The organism is Providencia heimbachae ATCC 35613 (assembly GCF_001655055.1).
GTDB lineage: Bacteria > Pseudomonadota > Gammaproteobacteria > Enterobacterales > Enterobacteriaceae > Providencia > Providencia heimbachae.
In genome coordinates this window covers 1-24398 of sequence record NZ_LXEW01000022.1, presented here as the reverse complement: position 1 = coordinate 24398, position 24398 = coordinate 1, and the positions used below count along the sequence as shown (strand labels likewise).

The following is a 24398-nucleotide window of genomic DNA, read 5'->3' as shown; positions in this document are numbered from 1 at the left end:
CTAATTTATGATGAATAATTGGATTTTATCTTGTTTTCAGCTAGTCGCAATGTGAGGTTGTATGTTATTTGCTGATTATATCGCTTAAGTTGGTGTTATCTCTTTTTTTTTGCGTTTTGTCGGATGAGTAGTATAAAACAAACAATAAAGTTGAGGTAAACAAACCGAAAGCAAAAACTTCCGGCTTTTAAATTGGTTATCTTAAGCGTGCCTAAAATATTGGATCAATTTTTTTCCGAAAAGCGTCATAATAAGACCTAGCATGATCAGAATAAGGCCAGCAACTTGTACGCCATTTATGTGCTCCCCAAGAAACAATGCACTACTGCTTAACCCAAAGACGGGTACCAGAAGTGAGAAGGGAGCAACTCGCCATGCTTCATAGCGCCCAAGAAGTACACCCCAAAGACCATAACCCACAAAGGTTGATAAATAAGCAAGGTACATGATCATACCAAATATGGGCCAGTTGAAGCCGGATAACCCCTGCACAATGGCTTCCTCTCCCTCAAAAATCCATGAGCTGAGCAAGAACGGAATAATTGGAATAAGTGCGCTCCAGCTAACCAATGAGAGAGCACTGCATTTTTCTTTATCTTGGTTTTGCATGATGATTCTATTAGTGATATTTCCACAAGCCCATGATAGGCCAGCAATTAATGTAAACATCAAGCCTAGGAATGGGATGTCATCTAATCCACCTGCGGTTGCGCCATTAGCTAAAACAGTCAACCCTGCAATCGCAATAAACATGCCAATGAAATGCGTCACTTGTAAGGATTCTTTTAATATCATCGCCCCTAATAGCAGGGTGAAAAATGCCTGTGATTGTAAAATGACCGATGTAATTCCTGCGGGCATCCCGACCCGTATGGCACAAAATAGAAAGGCAAATTGGCCAAAGCTAATTGTTAATCCATAGAGCAGAAGTAATTTAAATGGAATATTAGGACGCTTAAAAATAAAAATAGCGGGAAATGCCACAAAAACAAAGCGTAATGCGCCAAGTAATAAAGGTGGTAGAGCCGTAACGCCAAGCTTAATAATAACGAAGTTAACCCCCCAAATAATGACTACGCAAAGGGCTAATAATATGTCTTTGAAACTCATGCTATTTCTCGATAATCATTCTAGGTAGGATTTGTTACTTTACCTTTGGATATCAAATAGTGCGATAGCAATGGTGCTTTGTTGGAAAATAAAGCATAAATGGGTTAAATTTTGTTGTTAGGCTAGCTTTATTGGTTATTTTTAGTGGCTTGAGTCTTAGAAACTGAACGTTTATAATCTTAATTCACATCATACGTATTCAGGACGACCTGAATAAACGTTCAAATAATGGGGACGACCCTGAGTAGTTTACGGGAGTAATGGCAATGGCCTGGATCATCCTCTTATTTGCGGGTTTGTTAGAAATTGTTTGGGCGGTAGGGTTAAAATATACCCATGGTTTTACACGCCTCACACCGAGTATTATCACTATTGTCGCAATTATTGCGAGTATGGGGCTACTTGCCTATGCCATGCGGGACTTACCTGCGGGAACGGCTTATGCCATTTGGACGGGTATTGGTGCTGTCGGTACGGCAATCGTAGGAATTATTTTCCTCGGAGAGTCAGCAAATATATTTCGTCTATTAAGCTTAGGGCTGATCGTTGCGGGCTTAATTGGTTTGAAAGTTTCAAGCTAAACCTATTTATAGGATTATCACGGGCGCTTATATTAGCGCCCGTTTTTATGCCTAACTAAAATAAAAAATTTGTTGGGAAACAATCACAGTTCCTGTATTACCATCCAGCTTATGGATAGGGAAGCCATACTTTGTATTTGTAGCTGCTATGGGGCATTTATGGTGGGTTATTTCAGCAACTGACTAAAACGTTGGAAGAGTAGTTCACCTAAATTATCCTGATTATATTCAGTGCTTATCGCTAAATTGTCCACGGCGGCATGCATGGAATGGTAAATTATTGTTGCCATTAAATTAGGCGGTAGTGGTTGCCATTCTTTATTTTTTTCGCCTAATGCGAGGATTTCTTTTATCTGCTCGATAGCGCGTTGTTCATGGGTATTATTACGACCATGGTATTCGTCATGAAATAACATGTCATGAACTTCTCTTTTTTCGACATAATATTTGATGCTATTTTCACACCATGCTTTTAGTTTCTGAGTGGCATTTGTTGGGCTAATTAAAGCCTTTTTAATATTCTCTAAATACCAGTCCATATAACGGGTTCGCAATGCGTCCATAATGTCATTTTTCGATTGAAAATAATGATAAAAAGTCCCTTTTGCGACATTAGCTGACAATACAATCTCACTCACCGTTGTATTTATGAATCCCTTGGAAAGAAAGAGTTTTTCCGCCGCATTCATCAAGTCATCTAACCTTTCTTCGGCAGGCTTAGTTCTTGGTTTTTTAGGTTGTATTGTCATTAATTTTGTCTCTTCACCAATTATTGCAGATAGCACTACGTGAGCAAAAACATGATAGCACCTAAGCGGTTTATCCTAAAATTAATCGGATTGCGTTGCTTTATATTTTGGCTCACACTTTTAATTGAATTGTCGTACTTTTAATCCTTTTAGAAAAAAACAAATAAATAAAAATGATCATAACATAGAGTGTCGCACCTATTAGCCATACCCAGCCATCCCATATATCGAGGGTTTTGCCAAAGATAAAGCTGAATATTAGCGGGCCAATGACACCACTAATGTTAGTGAGGCTCACTAAAATACCTTGCAGTTTACCTTGGTTTTGTTGATTGACTTGCGTAGACATTAACCCTTGTAAAGCGGGAAGTGCAATACCACCGCCAGCAAGTAAGATTAGTGTGGGTATAATCATCCAGCCCTGAGTAATCAGTGACAATAAAATAAAGGCAGTTCCATCGGCAATAAAGCCTACAATAATTGTCGTTTTTTCACTAAATCGCTTGGTAATCGCTCCGGCCATAAAAGCTTGAAATAAAGCGTGCATAACGCCAAGACCCGCAAGAGATAAACCTACGGCCATGCTATCCCACTGAAAACGGCTTTCAGTAAATAAAACCCATGTTGTTGCGGGTATTTGGCCAATCAACTGCGCGGTGAAGAAAACCAGTAGTAATAATAAAATGGGTTTAACTGCGTGATAAAAATGGTCTGGAGTATGTTCAATGCTTGCACTGTTATCGCTTTTTACGTCTTTCTTTTTATCGTTAAAAATAATAAAGACAACAATAAACGTACAGGCATTAAGAATAGCGGCAATCACAAAGGGTAAATGAGGGGAATATTGCCCAGCAAAGCCACCAATAGCAGGGCCTGCAATAAGCCCAACGCCAAATGCCGCTCCCAGTCGACCAAACCATTTAGTTCTATCGGTAGGTGTGGTGGTATCCGCAATAACAGATGCTGCAACTGCACCGGTTGCGCCAGTGATCCCGGAAATTAATCGCCCGATATACAGCATCCAAAGTGAGCTAGAAACTGCCAATAAAGTGTAATCCAAAGCTGCTCCAATCAGGGATAACAACAATATTGGGCGACGGCCGAATTTATCTGACCACTTACCTAAAATGGGCGCGCAAAAAACTTGCATAATGGCATACAGCGCTAAAAGAATGCCGTAGTGATTAGCTAAGTTCTCTGATGTGACATATTCGCGTAATAGGGCGGGTAAAACAGGCATAATTAGCCCGATCCCAATCGCATCAAGGGCGGTGATCGCTAATGCAATCATGGCAGATTTATTCATATTTAATTTCTCTATCGTTGATAGAGTTGGAATATATCCCTATCAGTGATAGAGTGTCAACAACAAATATGAGGGGGAAGCATGGCAAGATTGGATAAAAAAACCATTATTGATGCTGCGTTAAACTTGTTAAATGAAGTGGGAATTGATGGTTTAACTACCCGGAAATTAGCCCAAAAACTGGGTATAGAGCAGCCTACGCTGTATTGGCATGTTAAGAATAAACGTACCTTATTGGATGCTATCGCGATTGAAATGCTCGAACGACATCATGATCATTTCTTACCGAGGGACGGTGAATCCTGGCAAGATTTTTTACGTCATAATGCGCTTAGTTTTCGCCGTGCATTATTAAGCCATCGAGACGGGGCAAGAGCACATTTAGGGACAAGGCCGAGTGTAGATCAATATTCTACAGTGGAGGCACAACTCAAATTTCTCGTGGACAGTGGGTTCTCACTTAAGACAGGATTGTATGCCATCAGTGCCATCGGACACTTTACGTTAGGTTCTGTTCTTGAGCAGCAAGAGCATGCGTCAGGGTCTTTAGAGAGGGAGCATACTATGGACGAAAATATGCCGCCTTTGCTCAAAGAAGCCATTCAAATCATGGATACAGAAGATGGGTTGCAGGCTTTTATGTATGGAATTAATGCGTTGATTATTGGGCTTGAAGCACAGCTAATACAAGAAAAAGCATAATCTTGGTATAAAAAAATACCCCATCGCTCAATGGCAAATGGGGTATGTCTATTTCATTAATTTCGCAATTACAGTGTAAATACACCGATTAGTGCGATAACGCTAATGATTGCAGAGCCACCATAGAACACCCATTTTGTTGCTGGGACATGCACTTTAAAATCGTGCAATGTATGGTGAATACGGTGCATACCACACCATACAGGCAAAATAATCATTAATAGTAAGAAAATGCGACCGATAAAGCTTTGGCTGAACGCCATGATGCGTTCATAGCTTAGCATTTCTGGGGCGACACCCAACGGAATTAAAATTCCTAATAGGATAATGATTGCAGGGCCAATAATGGCACTCCACATACCACCAGCACCAAATAATCCCCAGAAAATCGGTTCATCGGAACGTTTAGGCGTTAGATTCATCAGATTCTCCTTAGATTAATAGAGTAATGCGAAAGCTAAAATAGCCGCAGTAACAATTATCGTAACTACCCAGAAGCCTTTAACAACCGGTTCTTCTGGCATTTTCTTATCTTTAATAACGATACCTACGGCTTTTGGTGCAAGCTTGAACCAAGTTGTGGTATGAAGCAATGTTGCAGCCAATGTGATCACGTTAATGATAAGAATGATTGGGTTACTTAAGAACCCAACAAAGCCGGCCCAAGACTCAGGACCGCTTTTTAGCGCAAATACCCCGTACAGGATTAAAAGACTAAACCAGACCTGAAGAACGGAGGTACTTTCACGCATGATGTAAAAGCGGTAGAAACCGAGGTTTTGCCACCAATCGCCCTTCATTTCCCTGACATAGGGTTTACGTTTTGTTGTCATGACTCAATTCTCCTTATCGTGGCTTCAGCATGGCGATAACAAAGTCTTGCGCGCTGGCGACTTTACCTTGCTGGATAGCGCCCGCAGGGTCGACATGCTTAGGACAGACTTCAGAGCAGTAACCTACAAACGTACAGCTCCAGACACCGTTGTCACCATTTAACAATGTCATGCGCTCTTTCGCGCCATGGTCACGGCTATCGAGATTGTAGCGCTCTGCCAATGTGATCGCAGCAGGACCGATGAACTCAGGATTTAGACCAAATTGTGGGCATGCTGCGTAGCACAGACCACAGTTGATACAGCCTGAGAACTGATGGTATTTAGCCATCTGTGCCGGCGTTTGCTTATTCGGACCTTCAGACGGTTTACGATCATTGCCAATGATATAAGGCTTGATAGCTTCTAAGCGCTCGATAAAGTGTGTCATATCAACAACAAGGTCGCGCTCAATAGGGAAGTTACCTAATGGCTCGACTTTCATGCCTTGCGGATATTCACGCAGGAAGACTTTACAAGCGAGTTTAGGCACTTTATCTACCATCATACCGCACGAGCCACAGATGGCCATGCGGCAAGACCAACGATAAGACAAGTCAGGTGCTAGGTTATCTTTGATATAACCTAAAGCATCTAGTAAAGAAGTTTGCTCATCGTAAGGGACATCATACGCCACTAAATGGGGCTCACTATCCGTTTCAGGATTGTAACGCATGATCTCCATTTTTAGGTGTTTCATATCATCCATTAGCTTGCTCCTTCTTCGCCTTATCTTGAGCTTCAGCCTCGGCACCGTAAACACGTTTAGCTGGCTGGGATTTCGTAATTTTCACGTCACTGTACTCAAGACGCGGAGAACCCTCAGGGTTATAGAATGCCAAAGTATGCTTAAGGAAATTCACATCATCACGTTCAGTACAACCTTCGTCGAGACGTTGGTGAGCACCACGTGATTCTTTACGGTTAATCGCAGAATGCGCCATACACTCAGCAACATCCAAACCAAAACCAAGTTCGATGGTATAAAGTAAATCCGTATTGAAAACGCTGCTATGGTCAGTAATTTCCACATGCTTAAAGCGTTCTTTCAGTTCTGCAATCTTATCAACGGTTTTTTGCATCAACTCAGGTGTACGGTAGATACCGCAACCTTCTTCCATTGATATTCCCATTTCATCACGGATTTTCGACCAGCTCTCTTTACCTTTTTGGTTCATGAGTTTACTGAGGTCAGCTTCGATATCACGAGTACGTGCTTCGATAGCACTTGCATTAGCTGGGGTTGCTTCAGCGGCATGGCGTGCAGCTTCTTCGCCAGCAAGACGGCCAAATACCACCAGTTCTGCCAGTGAGTTAGAGCCTAAGCGGTTTGCACCGTGTAGACCAACAGATGAACATTCGCCAACAGCAAATAGACCTTTAATACGAGTTTCTGTACGTTGATCGGTTTCGATACCACCCATTGTATAGTGAGCGGTTGGACGTACAGGAATAGGTTCATTGACTGGGTCTACACCAACGTAGGCTTTTGCAAGCTCACAAATAAATGGCAGACGTTCATGTAATTTTTCTGCACCAAGGTGACGAAGATCCAGATACACAACATCACCACGGTGGGTGCTAATTGTGCGACCTGCGCGCCATTCATGCCAGAATGCCTGAGAAACTTTGTCTCGAGGACCGAGTTCCATATATTTATTTTCAGGTTTACCGAGTGGGGTTTCTGGTCCCATTCCGTAATCTTGCAGATAACGATAACCATCTTTATTGACGAGGATACCACCTTCACCACGACAACCTTCCGTCATCAGAATACCTGAGCCTGGAAGACCTGTTGGGTGATACTGAACAAATTCCATATCACGTAAAGGTACGCCGTGACGGAATGCCATACCCATACCATCACCGGTTACGATACCGCCATTGGTATTGTAACGATAGACACGTCCTGCACCGCCAGTTGCCATCACGATAGAATTCGCACGGATTTGTACTTTTGTGCCTTCCATCATATTAATGGCAACAACACCGCGAGCTTGACCTTCATCGACAATAATATCGAGAACAAAATGTTCATCAAAACGTTGAATTTGAGGGTATTTTAATGATGTTTGGAATAGAGTGTGGAGTATATGGAAGCCTGTTTTATCGGCAGCAAACCATGTACGTTCAATTTTCATTCCGCCGAAACGACGAACGTTAACTGAACCATCTGGTTTACGGCTCCAAGGGCAACCCCATAATTCTAATTGGGTCATTTCTGTTGGGCATTGTTCGACGAAATAATCGACAACATCTTGCTCACACAGCCAGTCCCCACCAGCAACAGTATCATTAAAATGATAGTCATAGGAGTCATGAGCCTGAGTGACTGCTGCTGATCCTCCCTCTGCTGCCACGGTATGGCTACGCATTGGGTAAACTTTTGAGATCAGAGCAATCTTGATATTGGGATTTGCTTCAGCAGCAGCAATAGCTGCTCGTAAGCCTGCGCCCCCGGCCCCGATAATCGCTAAATCGGCATTGAAGGTTTGCACTGCGCTTCTCCATTGTTCAAGTGTAAAATTGATAAATACTGTTAAATACTTTTGATACTTAGCTATTCAATTTTGAGTTTCGCTTTAGGCTAAACTGCAAAATATCTCTTTTTTAATAGTAAATAATATAATAGCTAATAATGACTTATCATGCTTTGAATTATAGCGAAAAGTGCAAAACATAAATTTGATATAGAGGGGGGTTTTGGGCAAATTTACCTATAAAGTGTGATCTGCGTCGGTTTTTTGTAAATTGTTTTTACATTGATACCATTTAAAGCCAGTTAAGAGTGAATAAAAAGAAATTTCAAATAATTACCCTTGTTTTTGTAAATAAAAATAGATTTTAAAACCAAGTGAATTAGTCAGGTTTTCTTGTGTTGAAGTGAATAATATTGTTATTACCCTCGAAATTACTCGTTCATACCAAATACTAAATTGGGAGGCGCTTCACTATTTCTAAACTTTATATTTTTTATTTTTAAAATGGAATATTTAAAATTATTTAGAAAGTGAAATAGGGTTGTTATTTTTTAACATCAATTTCACATAACATAAGAAATAATCATGCTTCTGGTTTTTTTTAATCAATTGTTAAAATGAAGAAGAAAAGCTTTTTTGCCTAATCGTGTAAAGCAGAGGATAATCGCGACATCGTTTTCATCTAATCACGTTTCACCACTTTATCAACACCAATAGATTGTGTGTTGATGGTGAGGTGAGTACACTGCACGACTAAGTTTATTTTGGAGTCATTTTAATGAGTGAGATAGCGAACTGGCAGCCAACTGCCCCCATCGCTAACCTGTTACAGCGCGCAAAAATTATTGCGGAAATCAGACGTTTTTTTACTGATCGCTGTGTACTTGAGGTAGAAACACCCGCAATGAGTCAGGCAACTGTCTCTGACATTCATCTTGTTCCATTTGAAACGCGTTTTGTGGGTCCCGGAGCTGCACAGGGAATTGATTTGTATTTGATGACAAGTCCTGAATACCACATGAAACGCCTACTCGCAGCGGGTAGTGGACCTATTTATCAATTATGCCGTAGTTTCCGTAATGAGGAAGCTGGGCGCCACCATAACCCTGAATTTACCATGTTAGAGTGGTATCGTCCGCACTTTGATATGTATCGCTTGATTAATGAGGTTGATGACCTTTTACAACAAGTGCTTGAGTGTGACAGCGCGGAACTCCTTTCATACCAACAAGCTTTTCTACGCCACTTGGATATCGACCCTTTATCTGCTGAAAAAAGTGAGCTAAAGGAAGTCGCAGCTCGCTTAGATTTAAGCAATATTGCAGAACAAGAAACCGATAAAGACACTTTGCTGCAATTGCTATTTACCATGGGTGTTGAACCACATATCGGTAAGGAAAAACCTGTTGTTGTTTATCACTTCCCTGCAACACAAGCCTCTCTGGCTGTGATTAGCACGGAAGATCACCGAGTTGCTGAGCGCTTTGAAGTTTATTTCAAAGGATTAGAGCTAGCGAATGGCTTTCATGAGTTGACTGATGCCAATGAGCAGCGCCAACGTTTCGATCAAGACAATCGTAAACGTGCGGCGATGGGATTACCTATTCAGCCTATAGATGAGCATCTATTAGCGGCGTTAGAGCATGGCTTACCTGATTGTTCGGGTGTAGCAATTGGTGTTGATAGGTTGATTATGATGGCGTTGAATACTCAGAAAATCAGTGATGTTATCGCATTCCCGGTGACAATCGCCTAACGCCTCATCGCGTAAAATATTGCAGCCTACATGGCTGCAATATCATTTTAGGCACCCAGACTATTTTTGTTTCTGTAAGAATTGGACGCCGAGATCCGGGAAGTCAGTAAATGCCCCGTCAACATCGGCTTGATTGTAGATGATTTCAAAGAGTTGTTGCCCATCTTTGGCATATTTTGGTAATTTATCTACACGAATAGTGAAAGGATGAACTGCCATATTATTGGCATGGGCATCTTTGACCATACCGGTTAATTTGATGTTCTCTGGTGTAGAGTCTTCGCTAACGAGCATATGGTAATCTGGACCAATGCCATCCGCATAAACGGCAATTTCTTTCATCGAACCCGGTTTGAACATCCAATCATAATTATAGTTTACCCAAGTACCATCCGGTTTTTGTTCCTGAGTTTCATTCCAATCTGTGTAAGCAATCAATTGAACTAATTTTAAGTTCATACCCATTTCAGGCATTAATGTGTTTTTGATGCGTTTAAGTTCATTTGCATCAAAGCATTGCAGATAAACGTTCGAGGCTTTATCGGTATAGCCGTACTCTTTTAAGACTTCAAGCGTTTTCTTGGTAATATCCTTTCCTTCTTGCTGATGGAACCAAGGTGCTTTTATTTCAGGGTAGATGCCGATATTTTTCCCAGTCGATTTATTCAATCCTTGAATGAATTCAATTTCTTCTTGGAAAGTATGTACTCGAAAATCAGATTTTCCCATTGGGAAACGATTTGGGTAACTTTGAACTTGTTTGCCGTCGACGATATCAAACCCTTCGGTAAATTTAAGCGATTTGATTTCATCAAGGGTAAAATCGATGGCGTAGTAACGACCATCTTTGCGTGCACGGTCTGGAAAACGCTCAGCAACATCAGTGACTCTATCAAGATAATGGTCATGCAGCACCACGAGCTCGTTATCTTTTGTCATGACTAAATCTTGTTCAAGAAAATCTGCACCTTGTGCATAAGCCATCGCTTTCGCTGGTAAGGTATGTTCGGGTAAATAGCCACTTGCACCACGATGTGCAATGACGACTTTACCAGCAGACTGTGCTGCGGCAGAAACTGACATCACTAAAACCATACTTGCCACCAATGTTTTCAATGGAAAGTTCATGATTATATCTCCTTGTCTCTTCTTTAGGTAAAAAAATGGGCTATATCAAAAAATGATGTAGCCCACGAGTTTAGTGATTTAGCATGAACATATGATGAATGTTATTGATTCTTCGCTAACTCACGTTTGTGTTTGCTTTCGTTAATCATCACGATGAACAGTAGAACAACCGCGAGTGCTGAACCGCCAATCATGACAGCGAAACCACCGTCCCAGCCGAAGTAGTCAACGGTATAACCAACAATCGCACTGGCTGCCACCGACCCACCAAGGTACCCAAACAAACCGGTGAAGCCAGCTGCAGTACCTGCTGCTTTTTTCGGTGCAAGTTCGAGAGCATGTAGACCAATCAACATGACTGGACCGTAGATTAAGAAACCGATAATTAACATACAAGCCATGTCAACGCCTGGGTTTCCTGGAGGGTTCATCCAGAATACGATAGTCGCAATAGTGACGAGGGTCATGAAGAATACACCAGTCGCTCCACGGTTACCGCGGAACACTTTATCCGACATCCAACCACACAATAGTGTTCCTGGGATACCTGCATATTCATACATGAAGTATGCCCATGAAGATTTGTCCATCGTGAAGTGTTTAACTTCACGCAGGTAGGTAGGTGACCAGTCAAGAACACCGTAACGCAGTAAGTAGACGAATACGTTGGCAATTGCAATCATCCACAGAAGTTTGTTAGGGAAAACATACTTCATAAAGATGGCTTTTGCAGTTAACTCTTCTTCATCTGAGGCTTTATAGTCAGTTGGGTAGTCGTTTTTGTATTCTTCAATTGGCGGTAAACCCATCGACTGAGGGGTATCACGCATCAATGCAAAGGCAATAATTGCAACTAAGATTGCCGCGAAAGCAGGCATATAGAGCGCAGCTTTCCAGTCGTTAAACCATGCCATACCAAGCAGGAATAATAATGGAGGTAGACCACCACCGACGTTATGTGCACAGTTCCAAACCGAAACGATCCCACCACGTTCTTTTTGTGACCACCAGTGAACCATGGTACGGCCACATGGAGGCCAGCCCATACCTTGGAACCAACCACAGAAAAATAGCAATACGAACATCACCATGATACTAGAAGTTGCCCATGGTACGAATCCCATGATAAGCATCACAATTGAGGCGAGGATTAGACCTGCGGGTAAGAAATATCGTGGGTTTGCACGGTCAGAGAACGACCCCATGATAAATTTTGAAAATCCGTAAGCAATTGATATCCCTGATAATGCAAAACCAAGATCACCTTTTGAGAATCCTTGTTCGACAAGATAAGGCATGGCTAGCGCAAAGTTTTTTCGAACTAAATAATACGCTGCGTAACCAAAGAAAATACCTAAGAAGATCTGCCAACGAAGTTTACGATAGACGGGATCTATCTTATCCGCGGGCAGCCTCTCTATATGAGGTGCTGGTTTAAAAATACTGAACATATACGCCTCCGATGGCATGCTAATATTTATTTACTCGTCATCTATCGCTTATCAAGATCGATAAACTTGAGTGTTTATTATTGATGAAGTAACAAAAACGAAAGCAATCGAGTTTTTTTAAGAGTCTTTATTTTCTTAATTGCTCTTAATTGTAGTCATTAGAAAACATTTTATCTGTAATCTAACGCACATTTATTGGCTTTGCTTATGAAGTTGCATAGTTAATGACATTTGTGAATGGAATGGAACCTAAAATGTTATATTTTTTGTGATTCTCATCACGTATTTGTTCTTTTTTATACTAAAAATGACCGAATTGATTTCGTTTTTGTTCCTTATCAAACATCAAGCACGTTTCTGGACTATATTAAATAATAGACTATAAAAATAGAAACAAGATTTGTTATTCGTTATCGAATATTGATTAATGTGAGGAAGACAACATGAATGGTTCATCTGTGACCGAAACGGATGTCATCATTATCGGTGGTGGCGCAACAGGTGCAGGTGTCGCTCGTGACTGCGCTCGTCGAGGCTTAAAAGCTGTTTTACTTGAACGGCATGATATTGCAACGGGTGCAACAGGGCGTAACCACGGTCTGCTCCATAGTGGTGCTCGTTATGCGGTGACTGATAGTGAATCGGCAAGAGAATGTATCGAAGAAAATAAAATACTTAAACGTATTGCTCATCATTGTGTTGAGCGTACGGACGGCTTGTTTATCACATTGCCTGAAGATAGCCTCGAATATCAACAGCAATTTATTAGTGCTTGCCAAGCTGCAGGTATTGATGCAAAGGCCATTGACCCGAAAGAGGCGATTCGTCTTGAACCTTCTGTAAACCCCAATTTAATTGGCGCAGTTCGCGTTCCAGATGGAACTGTCGATCCATTCCGCTTAACGGCCGCAAATATGTTAGATGCCCGAGAGCATGGTGCAAAAATATTGACCTATCATGAAGTTATTGGCCTTATTCGCCATGGTGATACGGTACGTGGCGTCACGGTTTACGACCATAAGAGCCAGAAGCAATATGATATCCACGCTGAGATTGTTGTAAATGCCGGCGGGATATGGGGGCAAAAAATCGCTGAATATGGTGATTTAAAAATTAAAATGTTCCCCGCGAAAGGTGCCTTGCTCATTTTAGGCCATCGCCTAAATAATATGGTGATCAACCGTTGTCGCAAACCCGCTGATGCCGATATTTTAGTCCCCGGCGATACCATTTCGCTAATTGGCACCACTTCGACACATATTGAGTACGACCAAATAGATAATATGTATGTCACACCAGAAGAAGTGGACATTCTGATCAGAGAAGGTTCAATGTTATCACCAGCCCTTGCAACAACGCGTATTTTACGTGCATATGCAGGGGTTCGCCCGCTTGTCGCCAGTGATGATGACCCTTCAGGTCGTAATGTGAGCCGCGGTATTGTACTTTTAGATCACGCTAAACGAGACGGATTAGAAGGCTTTATTACGATCACTGGTGGTAAGTTAATGACTTATCGTCTCATGGCTGAATGGGCAACAGATAAAGTGTGTGAAAAACTTGGTCACAGTGCGAAATGTACCACGGCAGAAGCGCCTTTACCGGGTTCACAGCATAGTGCGGAAGAGGCATTACGTAATGTGGTTTCAATTCCGGCTTCGATTCGAGGCTCTGCCGTTTATCGACATGGTGACAGAGCTTCGGCAATTTTAAGCGCTAATCGATTAGATAAAAGCTTAGTGTGTGAATGTGAAGCGGTAACGGCGGGAGAAGTACGCTATGCCGTTGATTCGCTTGCTGTAAATAACCTACTTGATTTGAGACGTCGTACTCGCGTTGGTATGGGAACTTGCCAAGGTGAATTATGTGCCTGCCGTGCCGCGGGTTTACTCAGCCGTTTTAATGTCACGACTCCCCATGAAACAGAACAACAACTTGGTCATTTCTTAAATGAGCGCTGGAAAGGAGTAAGACCAATTGCTTGGGGGGATGCATTACGTGAAAGTGAATTCACAAGCTGGGTTTATCAAGGGTTGTGCGGTATGAATGAATCAACCCTAGGTAAAACGGCGCAAAAGGAGGCGGATAATGAAATATGATACAGTGGTTATGGGTGGAGGCTTAGCGGGCCTTATCTGTGGTATTCGCCTGACTCAATCTGGTTTATCTTGTGCGATAGTCAGTGCGGGACAAAATGCACTGCATTTTTCATCAGGCTCTTTAGATTTACTCACCCATTTGCCTGATGGGCAAGTGGCAGAAAACCCATTGGCGATGCTTGATGCCTTAAGTGAGCAAGCACCAGCCCATCCCTATAGTCTTTTAGGTGCTGATAAAGTGACTCAGTTTGCCCATATGGCGCAATCTATATTGCAACAAAGTGGTATTCGACTAAAAGGCTCATGTGAAGAAAACCATTATCGAATTACACCATTGGGTCACAAGCGTATGACGTGGTTAAGCCCCGAATCAGTTCCTACGGTTGGGCTACATCAACAAATGGATTCAGGTAAAATTGCGGTTGTCGGTATCGAAGGTTTTTTAGATTTTCAACCACAAATGGTGGCTGATGAATTGCAGCGTGAAGGTTTGCAAGCCAGTGCGCATTATGTGCATTTACCGCTACTCGATCGTTTAAGAGAAAATCCAAGTGAATTCAGAGCGGTTAATGTGGCTCGTTGGCTAGATAGACCTGAAAACATGGCAGAAATTGTCGAAGAAATTACGCCATTAATTGCCGACTCTGACACGATTTTTATGCCTGCTTGTATTGGTCTTGATAGTGAAGAACCGCTATTGGAGTTACAAAAACGGTTAGGTAAGCCACTTTATTTATTGCCAACGTTACCGCCATCTCTATTAGGCATTCGTTTACACGAAACATTATTAAAACAATTTCGTCGTCAGGGCGGAATTCTGATGCCGGGGGATAAAGTCACTTCAGTTAACTGCGTAGGATCACGTATTGAATCAATCCAAACACGTAATCATGGAAATATCTCACTCAAAGCGAAGCAGTTTGTTCTGGCAACAGGTAGCTTTTTCAATAATGGATTAGTGGCGAAATTTGATCGCGTTTATGAACCATTGATGAATTTAGATCTTTGTGAAATTTCTGAGCGGGCTAAATGGACCCATAAAGAATTTTTTGCATCCCAACCTTATATGGCTTTTGGGGTGAAAACAGACCGTCTTTTGCGAGCGAAAAAGCAGGGTGAAGTGATTGAAAACCTGTATGTCGCCGGTGCAGTGTTGGGCGGGTTTGACCCATTAACTCAAGGTTGTGGTGCTGGAGTGTCTCTGATCAGTGCATTACATGCTGCAAATGAAATCGTGAATGAGCTTGATAAGAATAAGGCCGTGCAGGCGGAGGTAGTGCAATGAGTATTCAAGATGGCAGTTTTGAAAGCTGCATTAAATGCACCGTTTGTACGACTTATTGCCCAGTTGCGAAGGTTAATCCTCTTTACCCGGGACCAAAACAAGCAGGGCCAGATGGTGAGCGTTTACGCTTAAAAGACCCAATGCTGTATGATGAAGCGCTGAAATATTGTACTAACTGTAAGCGTTGTGAAGTGGCTTGCCCATCAGATGTGAAGATTGGCGATATTATTGCGCGTGCTCGTAACACGTACAGCCAGCAAAAGCCTAAAATTCGTGACGCAATATTAAGTCATACCGATTTAATGGGCTCGCTATCTACGCCATTTGCACCCGTAGTGAATACCATCACCGGTTTAAAACCTGTACGACAACTTCTTGATAAAGCATTAAAAATTGATCATCGTCGTGAGTTACCAAAATATTCATTTGGAACCTTTCGTCGTTGGTTTGCAAAGCAAGCGGCAGAACAACAAAAATTTACCGAACAAGTTGCCTATTTTCATGGGTGTTTTGTGAATTACAATCATCCTCAACTAGGTAAAGATCTTATTAAAGTGTTTAATGGCATGAACATTGGTGTTCAGTTATTAAAACGTGAAAAATGCTGTGGTGTGGCATTAATTGCTAATGGGTTTATGAAACAAGCCAAGCGCCAAGCCAATGTAAATTTAGAATCATTACAAGAAACGATCCTAGAAAAACATATTCCGGTAGTCGCAACATCATCAACCTGTACTTTCACTATTCGCGATGAATATACCCACGTATTGGATGTTGATACATCAGAGATGCGCGACAATATTGAGTTGGCAACACGTTACATTTATCGTTTGCTTGAAGAAGGCCGTGAATTAAAACTAAAGCATACACCACTGAAAGTGGCTTATCACACGCCATGCCATATGGAAAAAATGGGTTGGACCTCTTATACCCTTGAGTTAATAAAACGGGTGCCGGGGGTAGAGCTTATTGTTTTAGATTCGCAATGTTGTGGTATTGCAGGAACTTATGGTTTTAAGAAAGAAAACTATGACGTTGCTCAAGGTATTGGTGCTGGCCTATTCCGCCAAATTGAAGAAAGCGGCGCTGATATGGTGATAACCGATTGTGAAACCTGCAAATGGCAAATTGAGATGTCGACGAGTAAGAAGTGTGAGCACCCGATTAGTTTGTTAGCAAAGGCTTTATAATTAAATTGGCATTGGGAATTGTAGGGTTGTGATTTACCTTGATTGACTGGTATTAAACAGAGAAGGGAATATTCCCTTCTCTAACGGTATTTAGTGCTGATCGGCTAACTGTTTTTTATTCGCATTTTCAAAGAAATATTTCAGAATGAAATTCAGTAAAACTCCGTATGCAGGTAAGAAAAATAGCATGCAAATAAGCAACTTAAATACATAATCAACCAAGGCGATTTCTACCCAGTTAGCTGCCATAAACGGATCGCTACTGTGATAGAAGGCAATAAAGAAGAAGGCAATGGTATCAATAAGATTACCAAAAAGCATGGCGCATGCCGGTGCTACATACCAACGCTTATTTTGACGCAGGCGGTTAAACACACTGACATCCAAAATTTGCCCAAGTACATACGCCATAAAACTCGCCGCTGCAATACGTGCAACAAACAAGTTAAATGTTGTTATTGATGCAAAACCTTGCCATTCCCCTTGAAAAAATAGGGCAGAAATAACATAGGAAATCAGTAAAGCCGGCAACATAACTGACGTAATTATACGGCGAGCAAGTGGCGCACCATAAATACGGACAGTCAAATCCGTTGCGAGAAAGATAAACGGGAAGGTGAACGCACCCCAAGTGGTGTGGAAACCGAAAATATTGATCGGTAGCTGCACCAGATAGTTGCTGGATGTAATAATCAAAACATGAAATAACGACAGCCAAATTAACGCAGTGGCTTTTTGCTGCGGAGTAAATGCAAACATATTGTACCTTTTTAGTCACAATGGGGTGAGGGAACCCATGAAATACCCAATAATTTTTTTCCAAAAATTGGAAAGAGCGCATGATACGCTTGTTGCGCAACAAAAGCAAAACTGATCGACCCGCTCAGCTTTTTTTATTATATAATCAGTTTATTGTTTATTTGAAAAAGTAATTATTATGTCTGATTTATTTTCTGATGCCACTAAAACCCTTGATACATTAGGTCTTCGCTGCCCAGAGCCTGTTATGTTAGTCCGTAAAACAGTTCGCAATATGTCAGAAGGGGAAACTTTGCTTATCATCGCGGATGATCCGGCAACAACGCGTGATATTCCTGGTTTTTGCCGTTTTATGGAGCATGAGCTTTTAGCGGTTGAAGCAGAAAAAACACCCTATCGTTATTTGTTGCGTAAAAAAATGAGTGGGCTGTAATCTCACAATTTTAAATATTAAGAGCCAAAGTGTTAGCCGCTAAATCCTTGCCAAATTAAGGCAGGGATGACCGCTAGCTTTACTGTAAACTCAGCACTTCTTTGCGACTTAAGCCTGTTATTTTGCAGACAAACTCAATCGTTGCACCATTTTTTAAGCTATTCAGGGCAATTTCCTGCTGCATCGCTTTACGTTCTTCTTTTCGGCCGATATTAACGCCTTCTTGAATACCTATTTCAATACCTTCTTGTCGTCCTTGATTTATCAAGCGTTGAGCGATATTCATAATGACCTCCTGATGATTTTCGGTCTGATTAATAAGTTGTTTTATTATTCGGTCGAAATTGGGAGAATCCAATGTGACGAATAGGTAGTTAAATACAGTAACAATGTCATCATCGCTATTATAGTGCTGATTTAAGGCTTGAGCCAACAGGCTAGTCACTTTATTGATATCTTCCCGTAAATCCTTATGTTTCATTGCAAGTTCCATAACGGCGATTTTACGATGATTTATCAGTTCATTATCGTCAATCACTGTAACATCCACTAATGGAAATGGATTAAAATAAAGCTCGCTGGCAATGTCTGTCCATGGAAAACAGTGTGTCCATGTTTGCGCATATGGATAAGGTGATATTGACCCGTGATAAAATAAAACTGGAACAATAAGCGGTAAGGTACGATGGCCTTGCTGTAAATGCTGATTCATGGCTAAAAAAGCATAGTGCATAAGTCGCCAGCTCATTAGCTTATCGGGTGTTGATTGGTGCTCAATTAAAAGATAGATGTAGCCTTTATTCAGTTCAGTTTCAACAGAATAAAGCACATCAGATAAGCGGGAGCGCAATTGTTTATCTATAAATGATGAGTTGGTTAATGTCAGCGTATTGAAATCACATAATTTTTTAATATGTTCAGGCAAGTGAATATCAAAAAAGTCTCGTGCATTATCAATTTTAGACATAAAGCTTTTGAATGTGGAGTCATGAGGAGCTGAACTCTGATTTTTTACCATATCCTAATACCATTAAGCATTTCCATGGCTGGTGATATTAGCGAATATTATGTTTAAATGTAGAAAAGTTAATCCTAGTTATCCTTAGAATTGGTCGTTTAATTAATTATAATTATTATGATTTTTTAACTTATTCGAATAACAAAAAAGCGCCGAAAGGCGCTTTTTGATGGTGATAGTCAAAACTATTTTTTCACTTGTGGTAACTTCACTCGCAGTAAGCGAATTGCGTTTGCTGTTACCAACGCCGTTGCACCTGAATCAGCGAGTACGGCAACCCATAAGCCAGTGATCCCCAGTAAACTGGTGACTAAGAACACCCCTTTTAAACCTAATGCGATAGCAATATTTTCACGAATAATTCTGCGAGTGGCGCGGGATAGTGCAATGATTTCCGGCAATCCAGTTAAGCGGTTATGGGTTAACGCTGCATCGGCTGTTTCTAATGCGACGTCAGTACCACTTCCCATCGCGACGCCAATACTAGACGCTTTCATTGCAGGGGCATCATTGATGCCGTCACCTACCATCATCGTGCTATGATTACGGTTAAGTTCGATGACCGCAGTCACTTTATCTTCAGGTAATAAACCCGCACGATATTCCATGCCTAACTGGCCCGCGATGGCGCTCGCCGCTCTAGGGTTATCGCCCGTTAGCATCACAGCGTTGACATTAAGTGCTCTAAGCATGCTCATCGCATCAACCGCATCGTTACGTAAAGTATCTTGCAGTGCCGTTAATCCAATAACTCGGTTATCTTGAAGGGTAACAACAACCGTTTTTCCTTGGGCTTCAAGTTCTTCAACTTTACTTTGCCATAGGCTATCAAGTGGCGGTTCTATTCTGTTTGGCGCACTCACTAAGATATGCTTGTCATCCAGAAAACCTTCAACCCCTTTTCCTGCTAATGCCTTACGATTTTGTGCTTCAGTGACTATCAATGCGAGTGCTTCTGCTTTATTAACCACTGCTTTTGCCAATGGATGATGGGAACCCACTTCAACAGAGGCAGTGATACGAACGAGTTCACTTTCAGTCATTCCATCGACAGGAACGAGATTAGTGACATGGGGTTTACCTTCAGTTAATGTCCCTGTCTTATCAAGTGCAATGGTTGTCACTGTACCAAGCTGTTCTAAAGCTGCACCGCCTTTTATCAGTGCACCGCGACGTGTTGCCGTTGCGAGTGCCGATGTAATTGCCGCTGGGGTTGAAATAACGAGTGCACATGGGCAACCAATTAGCAATAAGGTTAATCCACGATAAATCCATGTTTCCCACAGCGCACCAAAAAATATCGGTGGAATGATAATTACCAATGCGGAAATTAACATGATGATTGGGGTGTAAACACGGCTAAAGCGATCAATGAAGCGCTCAATGGGAGCTCGACGTTCTTCTGCTTCTTCAATCAGTTGCAAAATACGGTCTATCGCGTTTTTGCCTTGTTCTGATGCAACTCGCATTTGAACTGCTCTATCCACAGATAGACAGCCTGCTGCAACTTTTTCCCCCGCATTGCGTTCGATAGGCACTGATTCACCGGTCAATGCACTTTCATCGAAACTTGCAAAGTCAGACACTAATACGGCATCGGTTGGTAATCTACCACCTGGTGCAATTTCAATGACATCACCAGGGCGCAGTTGGGCAACAGCTACTGTCGTTTTTTTCCCATCTTTAATTAATACCGCATCCTCTGGCACTAATGCCATTAAGGCGCTCACACCTCGGCGGGCTCTTCCTGCGGAGTAGGATTCCAGCATCTCGCCAAGCATGAATAGCAAAATAACCATTGCAGCCTCTTCGGTAGCCTGAATAAAGATGGCACCGATAGCTGCGACTGTCATTAATGTCTCAATTGCAAATGGCGAACCTGTTCGAATCGAAATTAAGGATTTACGGGCAATAGGGTAGAGCCCAAATAGGGTTGTCAGAATAAAGGCGATTGTACCTAGCTGTGGATTGACAAATTCAAGCCCCCAGCTAACGGCCATTAATATCGCTAAGATAATAACGGGTTTTGCTTCGGTTAATAAGCTTGGTGGGGGCTGAATAGATGAGGCATTATTACTTCCCACTTCAAGCAACTCATAGCCTGCGGTTTCAACGGTTGCACGTACCGCGGCACTGATATCACTGTCAGCATCGACGATAAGTTTTTCAGTGGCAAACAAGACTTTAGCTTGTTTTACATCACTTATTTGATTCACCGCATTTTCAATTTTACTTGCGCAGCTAGGGCAATCCATTCCGCGAATGATCCAGCTAAAACGTTGTTGAGCTGTTTGTAATGGTGTTATGTCATTTGCCACATTTATAGGTAATCCGCAGCTACCACCATGTTGGTGGTTATGGCCAGCATGATCATGTGCCTGCGTGTGGGATCCCTCATCATCATCATCAGGATGTTTTTCTACACTACTATGTTCATGGGTATGTGAGTCATTACTTACGTCTTTGCTATTTTCGGTAACAGCTGATGAGCAACTGCTGCTACCTGAGCAGCATGAGCTTGTGCGAGCATGTGTTTCTTTATTTGAATGTGAGTGCATATGCGCCCCCTTAGCTAACTATATAAACTAACCCTTGATGAGTAGCTTACACTCTGGAGTAGACTCCAGAGTCAAATTAAATAGGAGGTAATCAATTGATGAAAAATGCTATCTGGAAATGTCATCAATTGATTATTTGATGACTATAAATAAATCGCGCGAACAATAAAGAATTGGCCTAAAAAATATAAAGCAGCAACGACCGCTTTTGAAGCCTTAAATGGAAAGCGGAAATGCGCAATTAGCCAGAGACAGTTAGAAAGGAATAGCAATGAAGCCCCGATCATGATTGAGAAATTATACTCACGGCCTAATCCAAAGTATTGATCTCCGCCAACCCAGGCCATAATCATACACATCACGAGTGAAGCGAAAACAATTGCTTGGAGATGTTCAAGTTTAGTCCAAATTAAAACGAGGGTAACCGCGGCAATAATCAATGGCGCTGCAAGCCATGGGAGGAACAATCCAAAATTTAATTGCATTCCAAAGCTAACGGTATAAATCAAATAACTTAAGAACATCAGTGCAACGGAAGTAAGCAAGTGCTCACTAGAAAGCATTCGAGAAAGATCAGCAACCAGAGAAACGAGTAAACCCGCTAAAATGAGATAATTTTGAATATTTAAATCGTCGGAACTCCATCCCCATAAAAGTAAAAGCAAAAGTGTTATGGGACGAAATAGCCAACGTTGCCATCCAGGGCCACGATATGCGGCATCAACATACAGCCAGCCAGAAAATAAGACAGCGAGGAATGGCCAACTAATCATATATACATCCTTATAAGCATAAGTGAATGAATAATAGCGTGTATTCAGTTTCTATCTATGTTCTCTTGATATAAGTAAGATAAACTATACTGAGATAATCATTTTAAGCAAAAACATACATTATGAATAAACCAATTTTACTTATTATCGTTTTAGCGATTATTGCCGTTTTAGCGACAAAACGTTTTTTTGATCAGCGTAAACAAAATGAAATTAACGATAATGCTTTAACTGTTAGTTACTTAGTTCAAGTCGAAGAGAAAAAAGACTACCCTTATCCTAACATGCGTTCCCGAGAACGGGATGTTGTTTCACCAGAAACTTTTCGTTATGAAGTTTATTTTAAGACATTGTCGAGTGGCGAAACCATCAAAACGGTTGTAAGTGAAACTCAATATCGTGATATAGAACAAAGTAGTAAAGGGAAGCTCTATATGCAAGGTACGCGATTTATTCGTTTTGAGGTTTCTACCGAAAAATAAATCTCACTGCTTTTTCTTGGCTTCATCCAATGCGGCTTTAATTTTCTTTTGCATTACTAGCATCTCAAATACACCAAAGAAGAAAATACGGACTTGCATCATTTTCGATAGCTTTTCACCTTTAGGTAAGGTTGCTTTGAGAAAAATAGTTTGTAGAGCATGCATAAATACCATAAAAACCATGGCAATATCCATAAAGTATTTCAAAGGTTTAGGGAACGGATGAACGAGATTGAACACCATAAAACCCCAAACGCAAATCATTAGCAGGCGTCCTATATTAATGAACATACTTTCTCCCTAATTTAAATGTCGAATAAAAAGACGGTAAGCAACTTGGCCTGCTATTTTTTCACGATGGAGTTGCCAATTAGCTGGAATGTCAGTAAGTGGTGACTCCGCTTCTGACTCAATGTAAATCCAACTTTCGTCAGCGAGCCAATGATTTTTTTCTAATAATTGGACCGTTTCATTGAGCAATCCTTTACGAAAAGGAGGATCAATAAAAACAACATCAAAAGGTGTACCTGCTTGCGCCAAAACGGACAAGCAACTGTTGTTAATCACCGTGGCATGAGTTGCTTGTAAGCGAGCTTTGTTCTCAATAAGAAGCTGAGTATTTTGTTTATCGAGTTCAATAAAAGTGACATTATCGGCAAGTCGAGAAAGGGCTTCAAACCCGAGAGAGCCACTACCTGCGTAACAATCAAGGCAACGTGCTTCGCGAATAACGGGCATTAGCCAATTAAATAAGGTTTCTTTTACTCTATCCGTTGTTGGACGTAAGCCCTCACTATCACGTACGGGTAGCTTGCGCCCACGCCATGTTCCACCAATGATACGGATCTGACCTAAAGAGGCTGTTTGTGGTTTTTTTGCCATAATATGTATTGTTGCTTAGCTTATATGTGTATTTAAATTGAATTCAATTAGTATAATGCTTCATTTTCACCGCTTTAACATAAAAAATTCAGATTAAATTTTCATGATTTTTAGTTCAGATATGTGTTGCAGCGCGATGAAATGATAGACTGGATGTAATTTTATTGCGATTTTATTATAAGCGCCATGTTTTTACCGCAAGGAGTATAGTGGCAGATGGCTAAAGATAAGAAAAAAGGCTTTTTTTCATGGTTGGGTTTTGGTCGTAAAGATGAAAATGAAACCCAGCAACAAGAAGGCCAACAACAAGAAATTCAACAGCAAACTGCAGATACAGAAGCTGATCTTCAACAAAAAGAACAAGATGCTGCAATAGAAGCCGCTAATGCGGAAGCTGAGCGCCAACATCAAGCTGAACAAGATGCAATTAAAGCAGCAGAAGACGAGGCAGAGCGTAAATATCAAGCAGAGCAGTCTGCGATTGATGCTGCGACAGAACAGGCTGAGCAAAAACGTCAGGCTGAGATAGAGGCTATCAAAGCAGCGGAAGAAAAAGCTGAAAATGAACGTAGAGAAGCGGAAACGGCTCGCCTCGCACAAGAAAAGCTAAAACGTGAACGCTTAGAAGAAGATGCTATTCGTCTCGCGGAAGAGAAATTAGAACGTCAGCGTCAAGCTGAAAGTGCCGCGATTAAAGTTGCCGAAGAGGAAGCCGAACGTCAACGCCAAGCTGAATTAGCGGCGATTCAAGCGGCCGAAGAAAAAGCCGAACAGGAACGCCAAG

General features: G+C 41.5%; 23 protein-coding genes and 1 pseudogene. 9 read left to right on the top strand and 15 right to left on the bottom strand.

What is annotated here, in order from left to right:
• Window positions 1-201 precede the first annotated feature (201 nt).
• Window positions 202-1110 (bottom strand): EamA family transporter, encoded by a 909-nt coding sequence (locus tag M998_RS07455; protein ID WP_068908240.1) that lies wholly within the window; start codon window positions 1108-1110, stop codon window positions 202-204.
• A gap of 266 nt (window positions 1111-1376) precedes the next feature.
• Between M998_RS07455 and sugE the strand changes: the two genes are divergently transcribed.
• The gene (gene sugE / locus M998_RS07450; RefSeq protein ID WP_068441678.1) at window positions 1377-1691 is read left to right on the top strand and encodes a quaternary ammonium compound efflux SMR transporter SugE; all 315 of its coding nucleotides are present in this window, start codon (window positions 1377-1379) and stop codon (window positions 1689-1691) included.
• Between the two features lie 167 nt (window positions 1692-1858).
• Here the strand turns inward: sugE and M998_RS07445 are convergent, their stop codons facing one another.
• Together M998_RS07445 and tet are read right to left on the bottom strand one after the other, a co-directional pair.
• Entirely contained in the window at window positions 1859-2440 is a 582-nt protein-coding gene (locus tag M998_RS07445) for a TetR/AcrR family transcriptional regulator (protein ID WP_068908238.1), read from the bottom strand.
• Between the two features lie 112 nt (window positions 2441-2552).
• Window positions 2553-3746, bottom strand: coding sequence for a Tet(A)/Tet(B)/Tet(C) family tetracycline efflux MFS transporter (gene tet / locus M998_RS07440; RefSeq protein ID WP_068908235.1), 1194 nt, complete (start codon window positions 3744-3746; stop codon window positions 2553-2555).
• Between the two features lie 81 nt (window positions 3747-3827).
• On the opposite strand from tet, the gene tetR reads away from it, so the two are divergent.
• On the top strand, window positions 3828-4448 hold the full coding sequence (gene tetR / locus M998_RS07435; protein ID WP_068908234.1) for a tetracycline resistance transcriptional repressor TetR: 621 nt from the start codon (window positions 3828-3830) through the stop codon (window positions 4446-4448).
• Between the two features lie 68 nt (window positions 4449-4516).
• On the opposite strand, the gene frdD is transcribed toward tetR, so the two are convergent.
• Genes frdD through frdA form a run of 4 tightly spaced genes read right to left on the bottom strand, consistent with a single transcriptional unit; the run spans window position 4517 to window position 7818 of the window.
• A complete protein-coding gene (gene frdD, locus M998_RS07430) occupies window positions 4517-4870 on the bottom strand; it encodes a fumarate reductase subunit FrdD (RefSeq protein ID WP_068440623.1) in 354 nt (117 codons plus the stop codon).
• 15 nt (window positions 4871-4885) lie between these two features.
• Window positions 4886-5281: a fumarate reductase subunit FrdC gene (gene frdC, locus M998_RS07425; RefSeq protein ID WP_068440626.1), complete on the bottom strand. Its 396-nt coding sequence runs from the start codon at window positions 5279-5281 to the stop codon at window positions 4886-4888.
• A 13-nt stretch (window positions 5282-5294) separates the two neighbouring features.
• On the bottom strand, window positions 5295-6029 hold the full coding sequence (locus tag M998_RS07420) for a succinate dehydrogenase/fumarate reductase iron-sulfur subunit (protein WP_068440629.1): 735 nt from the start codon (window positions 6027-6029) through the stop codon (window positions 5295-5297).
• Window positions 6022-7818: a fumarate reductase (quinol) flavoprotein subunit gene (gene frdA / locus M998_RS07415; RefSeq protein WP_068908232.1), complete on the bottom strand. Its 1797-nt coding sequence runs from the start codon at window positions 7816-7818 to the stop codon at window positions 6022-6024. The genes M998_RS07420 and frdA overlap by 8 nt, the downstream gene beginning before the upstream one ends.
• A gap of 760 nt (window positions 7819-8578) precedes the next feature.
• On the opposite strand from frdA, the gene epmA reads away from it, so the two are divergent.
• Window positions 8579-9556 (top strand): elongation factor P--(R)-beta-lysine ligase, encoded by a 978-nt coding sequence (gene epmA, locus M998_RS07410; RefSeq protein WP_068908231.1) that lies wholly within the window; start codon window positions 8579-8581, stop codon window positions 9554-9556.
• A 60-nt stretch (window positions 9557-9616) separates the two neighbouring features.
• On the opposite strand, the gene glpQ is transcribed toward epmA, so the two are convergent.
• Both glpQ and glpT read right to left on the bottom strand, forming a co-directional pair.
• Window positions 9617-10684, bottom strand: coding sequence for a glycerophosphodiester phosphodiesterase (gene glpQ / locus M998_RS07405; protein ID WP_068908230.1), 1068 nt, complete (start codon window positions 10682-10684; stop codon window positions 9617-9619).
• Between the two features lie 101 nt (window positions 10685-10785).
• The gene (glpT, locus tag M998_RS07400) at window positions 10786-12135 is read right to left on the bottom strand and encodes a glycerol-3-phosphate transporter (protein WP_068440640.1); all 1350 of its coding nucleotides are present in this window, start codon (window positions 12133-12135) and stop codon (window positions 10786-10788) included.
• Window positions 12136-12578: 443 nt separating this feature from the next.
• On the opposite strand from glpT, the gene glpA reads away from it, so the two are divergent.
• Genes glpA through glpC form a run of 3 tightly spaced genes read left to right on the top strand, consistent with a single transcriptional unit; the run spans window position 12579 to window position 16709 of the window.
• Window positions 12579-14234: an anaerobic glycerol-3-phosphate dehydrogenase subunit A gene (gene glpA / locus M998_RS07395; protein ID WP_068908226.1), complete on the top strand. Its 1656-nt coding sequence runs from the start codon at window positions 12579-12581 to the stop codon at window positions 14232-14234.
• Window positions 14224-15519 carry a glycerol-3-phosphate dehydrogenase subunit GlpB gene (gene glpB / locus M998_RS07390; protein ID WP_068908225.1) on the top strand — a complete coding sequence of 432 codons (1296 nt, stop codon included), beginning with the start codon at window positions 14224-14226 and terminating at the stop codon, window positions 15517-15519. The genes glpA and glpB overlap by 11 nt, the downstream gene beginning before the upstream one ends.
• Window positions 15516-16709 (top strand): anaerobic glycerol-3-phosphate dehydrogenase subunit GlpC, encoded by a 1194-nt coding sequence (gene glpC, locus M998_RS07385; RefSeq protein WP_068908224.1) that lies wholly within the window; start codon window positions 15516-15518, stop codon window positions 16707-16709. Before glpB ends, glpC begins: the two co-directional genes overlap by 4 nt.
• 90 nt (window positions 16710-16799) lie before the next feature.
• On the opposite strand, the gene M998_RS07380 is transcribed toward glpC, so the two are convergent.
• Window positions 16800-17468 carry a 7-cyano-7-deazaguanine/7-aminomethyl-7-deazaguanine transporter gene (locus M998_RS07380; RefSeq protein WP_068440651.1) on the bottom strand — a complete coding sequence of 223 codons (669 nt, stop codon included), beginning with the start codon at window positions 17466-17468 and terminating at the stop codon, window positions 16800-16802.
• A gap of 178 nt (window positions 17469-17646) precedes the next feature.
• Here M998_RS07380 and tusA point away from each other — a divergent pair, with 178 nt between their 5' ends.
• Complete coding sequence (tusA, locus tag M998_RS07375; protein ID WP_068440655.1) at window positions 17647-17901, top strand: sulfurtransferase TusA; 255 nt, start codon at window positions 17647-17649, stop codon at window positions 17899-17901.
• Window positions 17902-17980: 79 nt separating this feature from the next.
• Here the strand turns inward: tusA and M998_RS07370 are convergent, their stop codons facing one another.
• From M998_RS07370 to M998_RS07360, 3 genes are all read right to left on the bottom strand, one after another.
• Window positions 17981-18919, bottom strand: a complete 939-nt coding sequence (locus M998_RS07370) for an Rpn family recombination-promoting nuclease/putative transposase (protein WP_068908223.1) — start codon at window positions 18917-18919, stop codon at window positions 17981-17983.
• 185 nt (window positions 18920-19104) lie between these two features.
• Window positions 19105-21477 carry a zinc/cadmium/mercury/lead-transporting ATPase gene (locus tag M998_RS07365; RefSeq protein WP_068908221.1) on the bottom strand — a complete coding sequence of 791 codons (2373 nt, stop codon included), beginning with the start codon at window positions 21475-21477 and terminating at the stop codon, window positions 19105-19107.
• 143 nt (window positions 21478-21620) lie between these two features.
• Window positions 21621-22250: a lysoplasmalogenase gene (locus M998_RS07360; RefSeq protein WP_068908219.1), complete on the bottom strand. Its 630-nt coding sequence runs from the start codon at window positions 22248-22250 to the stop codon at window positions 21621-21623.
• 122 nt (window positions 22251-22372) lie between these two features.
• Here M998_RS07360 and M998_RS07355 point away from each other — a divergent pair, with 122 nt between their 5' ends.
• Window positions 22373-22732, top strand: a complete 360-nt coding sequence (locus tag M998_RS07355) for a DUF2500 family protein (RefSeq protein WP_068440668.1) — start codon at window positions 22373-22375, stop codon at window positions 22730-22732.
• A 3-nt stretch (window positions 22733-22735) separates the two neighbouring features.
• Here M998_RS07355 and M998_RS07350 read toward each other — a convergent pair whose 3' ends face one another.
• Complete coding sequence (locus M998_RS07350) at window positions 22736-23023, bottom strand: DUF1145 family protein (RefSeq protein WP_068440671.1); 288 nt, start codon at window positions 23021-23023, stop codon at window positions 22736-22738.
• Window positions 23024-23032: 9 nt separating this feature from the next.
• Window positions 23033-23614, bottom strand: coding sequence for a 16S rRNA (guanine(966)-N(2))-methyltransferase (rsmD, locus tag M998_RS07345; RefSeq protein ID WP_068440674.1), 582 nt, complete (start codon window positions 23612-23614; stop codon window positions 23033-23035).
• Window positions 23615-23830: 216 nt separating this feature from the next.
• Between rsmD and M998_RS07340 the strand changes: the two are divergent.
• Window positions 23831-24398, top strand: a pseudogene (locus M998_RS07340) (signal recognition particle-docking protein FtsY); the annotation flags it as partial.

What these genes read in the sequence shown, in the direction of transcription:
- M998_RS07455 (WP_068908240.1), bottom strand. Translation starts at nt 1,110, where the DNA reads ATGAGTTTCAAAGACATATTATTAGCCCTTTGCGTAGTCATTATTTGG.
- sugE (WP_068441678.1), top strand. Translation starts at nt 1,377, where the DNA reads ATGGCCTGGATCATCCTCTTATTTGCGGGTTTGTTAGAAATTGTTTGG.
- M998_RS07445 (WP_068908238.1), bottom strand. Translation starts at nt 2,440, where the DNA reads ATGACAATACAACCTAAAAAACCAAGAACTAAGCCTGCCGAAGAAAGG.
- tet (WP_068908235.1), bottom strand. Translation starts at nt 3,746, where the DNA reads ATGAATAAATCTGCCATGATTGCATTAGCGATCACCGCCCTTGATGCG.
- tetR (WP_068908234.1), top strand. Translation starts at nt 3,828, where the DNA reads ATGGCAAGATTGGATAAAAAAACCATTATTGATGCTGCGTTAAACTTG.
- frdD (WP_068440623.1), bottom strand. Translation starts at nt 4,870, where the DNA reads ATGAATCTAACGCCTAAACGTTCCGATGAACCGATTTTCTGGGGATTA.
- frdC (WP_068440626.1), bottom strand. Translation starts at nt 5,281, where the DNA reads ATGACAACAAAACGTAAACCCTATGTCAGGGAAATGAAGGGCGATTGG.
- M998_RS07420 (WP_068440629.1), bottom strand. Translation starts at nt 6,029, where the DNA reads ATGGATGATATGAAACACCTAAAAATGGAGATCATGCGTTACAATCCT.
- epmA (WP_068908231.1), top strand. Translation starts at nt 8,579, where the DNA reads ATGAGTGAGATAGCGAACTGGCAGCCAACTGCCCCCATCGCTAACCTG.
- glpQ (WP_068908230.1), bottom strand. Translation starts at nt 10,684, where the DNA reads ATGAACTTTCCATTGAAAACATTGGTGGCAAGTATGGTTTTAGTGATG.
- glpT (WP_068440640.1), bottom strand. Translation starts at nt 12,135, where the DNA reads ATGTTCAGTATTTTTAAACCAGCACCTCATATAGAGAGGCTGCCCGCG.
- glpA (WP_068908226.1), top strand. Translation starts at nt 12,579, where the DNA reads ATGAATGGTTCATCTGTGACCGAAACGGATGTCATCATTATCGGTGGT.
- glpB (WP_068908225.1), top strand. Translation starts at nt 14,224, where the DNA reads ATGAAATATGATACAGTGGTTATGGGTGGAGGCTTAGCGGGCCTTATC.
- glpC (WP_068908224.1), top strand. Translation starts at nt 15,516, where the DNA reads ATGAGTATTCAAGATGGCAGTTTTGAAAGCTGCATTAAATGCACCGTT.
- M998_RS07380 (WP_068440651.1), bottom strand. Translation starts at nt 17,468, where the DNA reads ATGTTTGCATTTACTCCGCAGCAAAAAGCCACTGCGTTAATTTGGCTG.
- tusA (WP_068440655.1), top strand. Translation starts at nt 17,647, where the DNA reads ATGTCTGATTTATTTTCTGATGCCACTAAAACCCTTGATACATTAGGT.
- M998_RS07370 (WP_068908223.1), bottom strand. Translation starts at nt 18,919, where the DNA reads ATGGTAAAAAATCAGAGTTCAGCTCCTCATGACTCCACATTCAAAAGC.
- M998_RS07365 (WP_068908221.1), bottom strand. Translation starts at nt 21,477, where the DNA reads ATGCACTCACATTCAAATAAAGAAACACATGCTCGCACAAGCTCATGC.
- M998_RS07360 (WP_068908219.1), bottom strand. Translation starts at nt 22,250, where the DNA reads ATGATTAGTTGGCCATTCCTCGCTGTCTTATTTTCTGGCTGGCTGTAT.
- M998_RS07355 (WP_068440668.1), top strand. Translation starts at nt 22,373, where the DNA reads ATGAATAAACCAATTTTACTTATTATCGTTTTAGCGATTATTGCCGTT.
- M998_RS07350 (WP_068440671.1), bottom strand. Translation starts at nt 23,023, where the DNA reads ATGTTCATTAATATAGGACGCCTGCTAATGATTTGCGTTTGGGGTTTT.
- rsmD (WP_068440674.1), bottom strand. Translation starts at nt 23,614, where the DNA reads ATGGCAAAAAAACCACAAACAGCCTCTTTAGGTCAGATCCGTATCATT.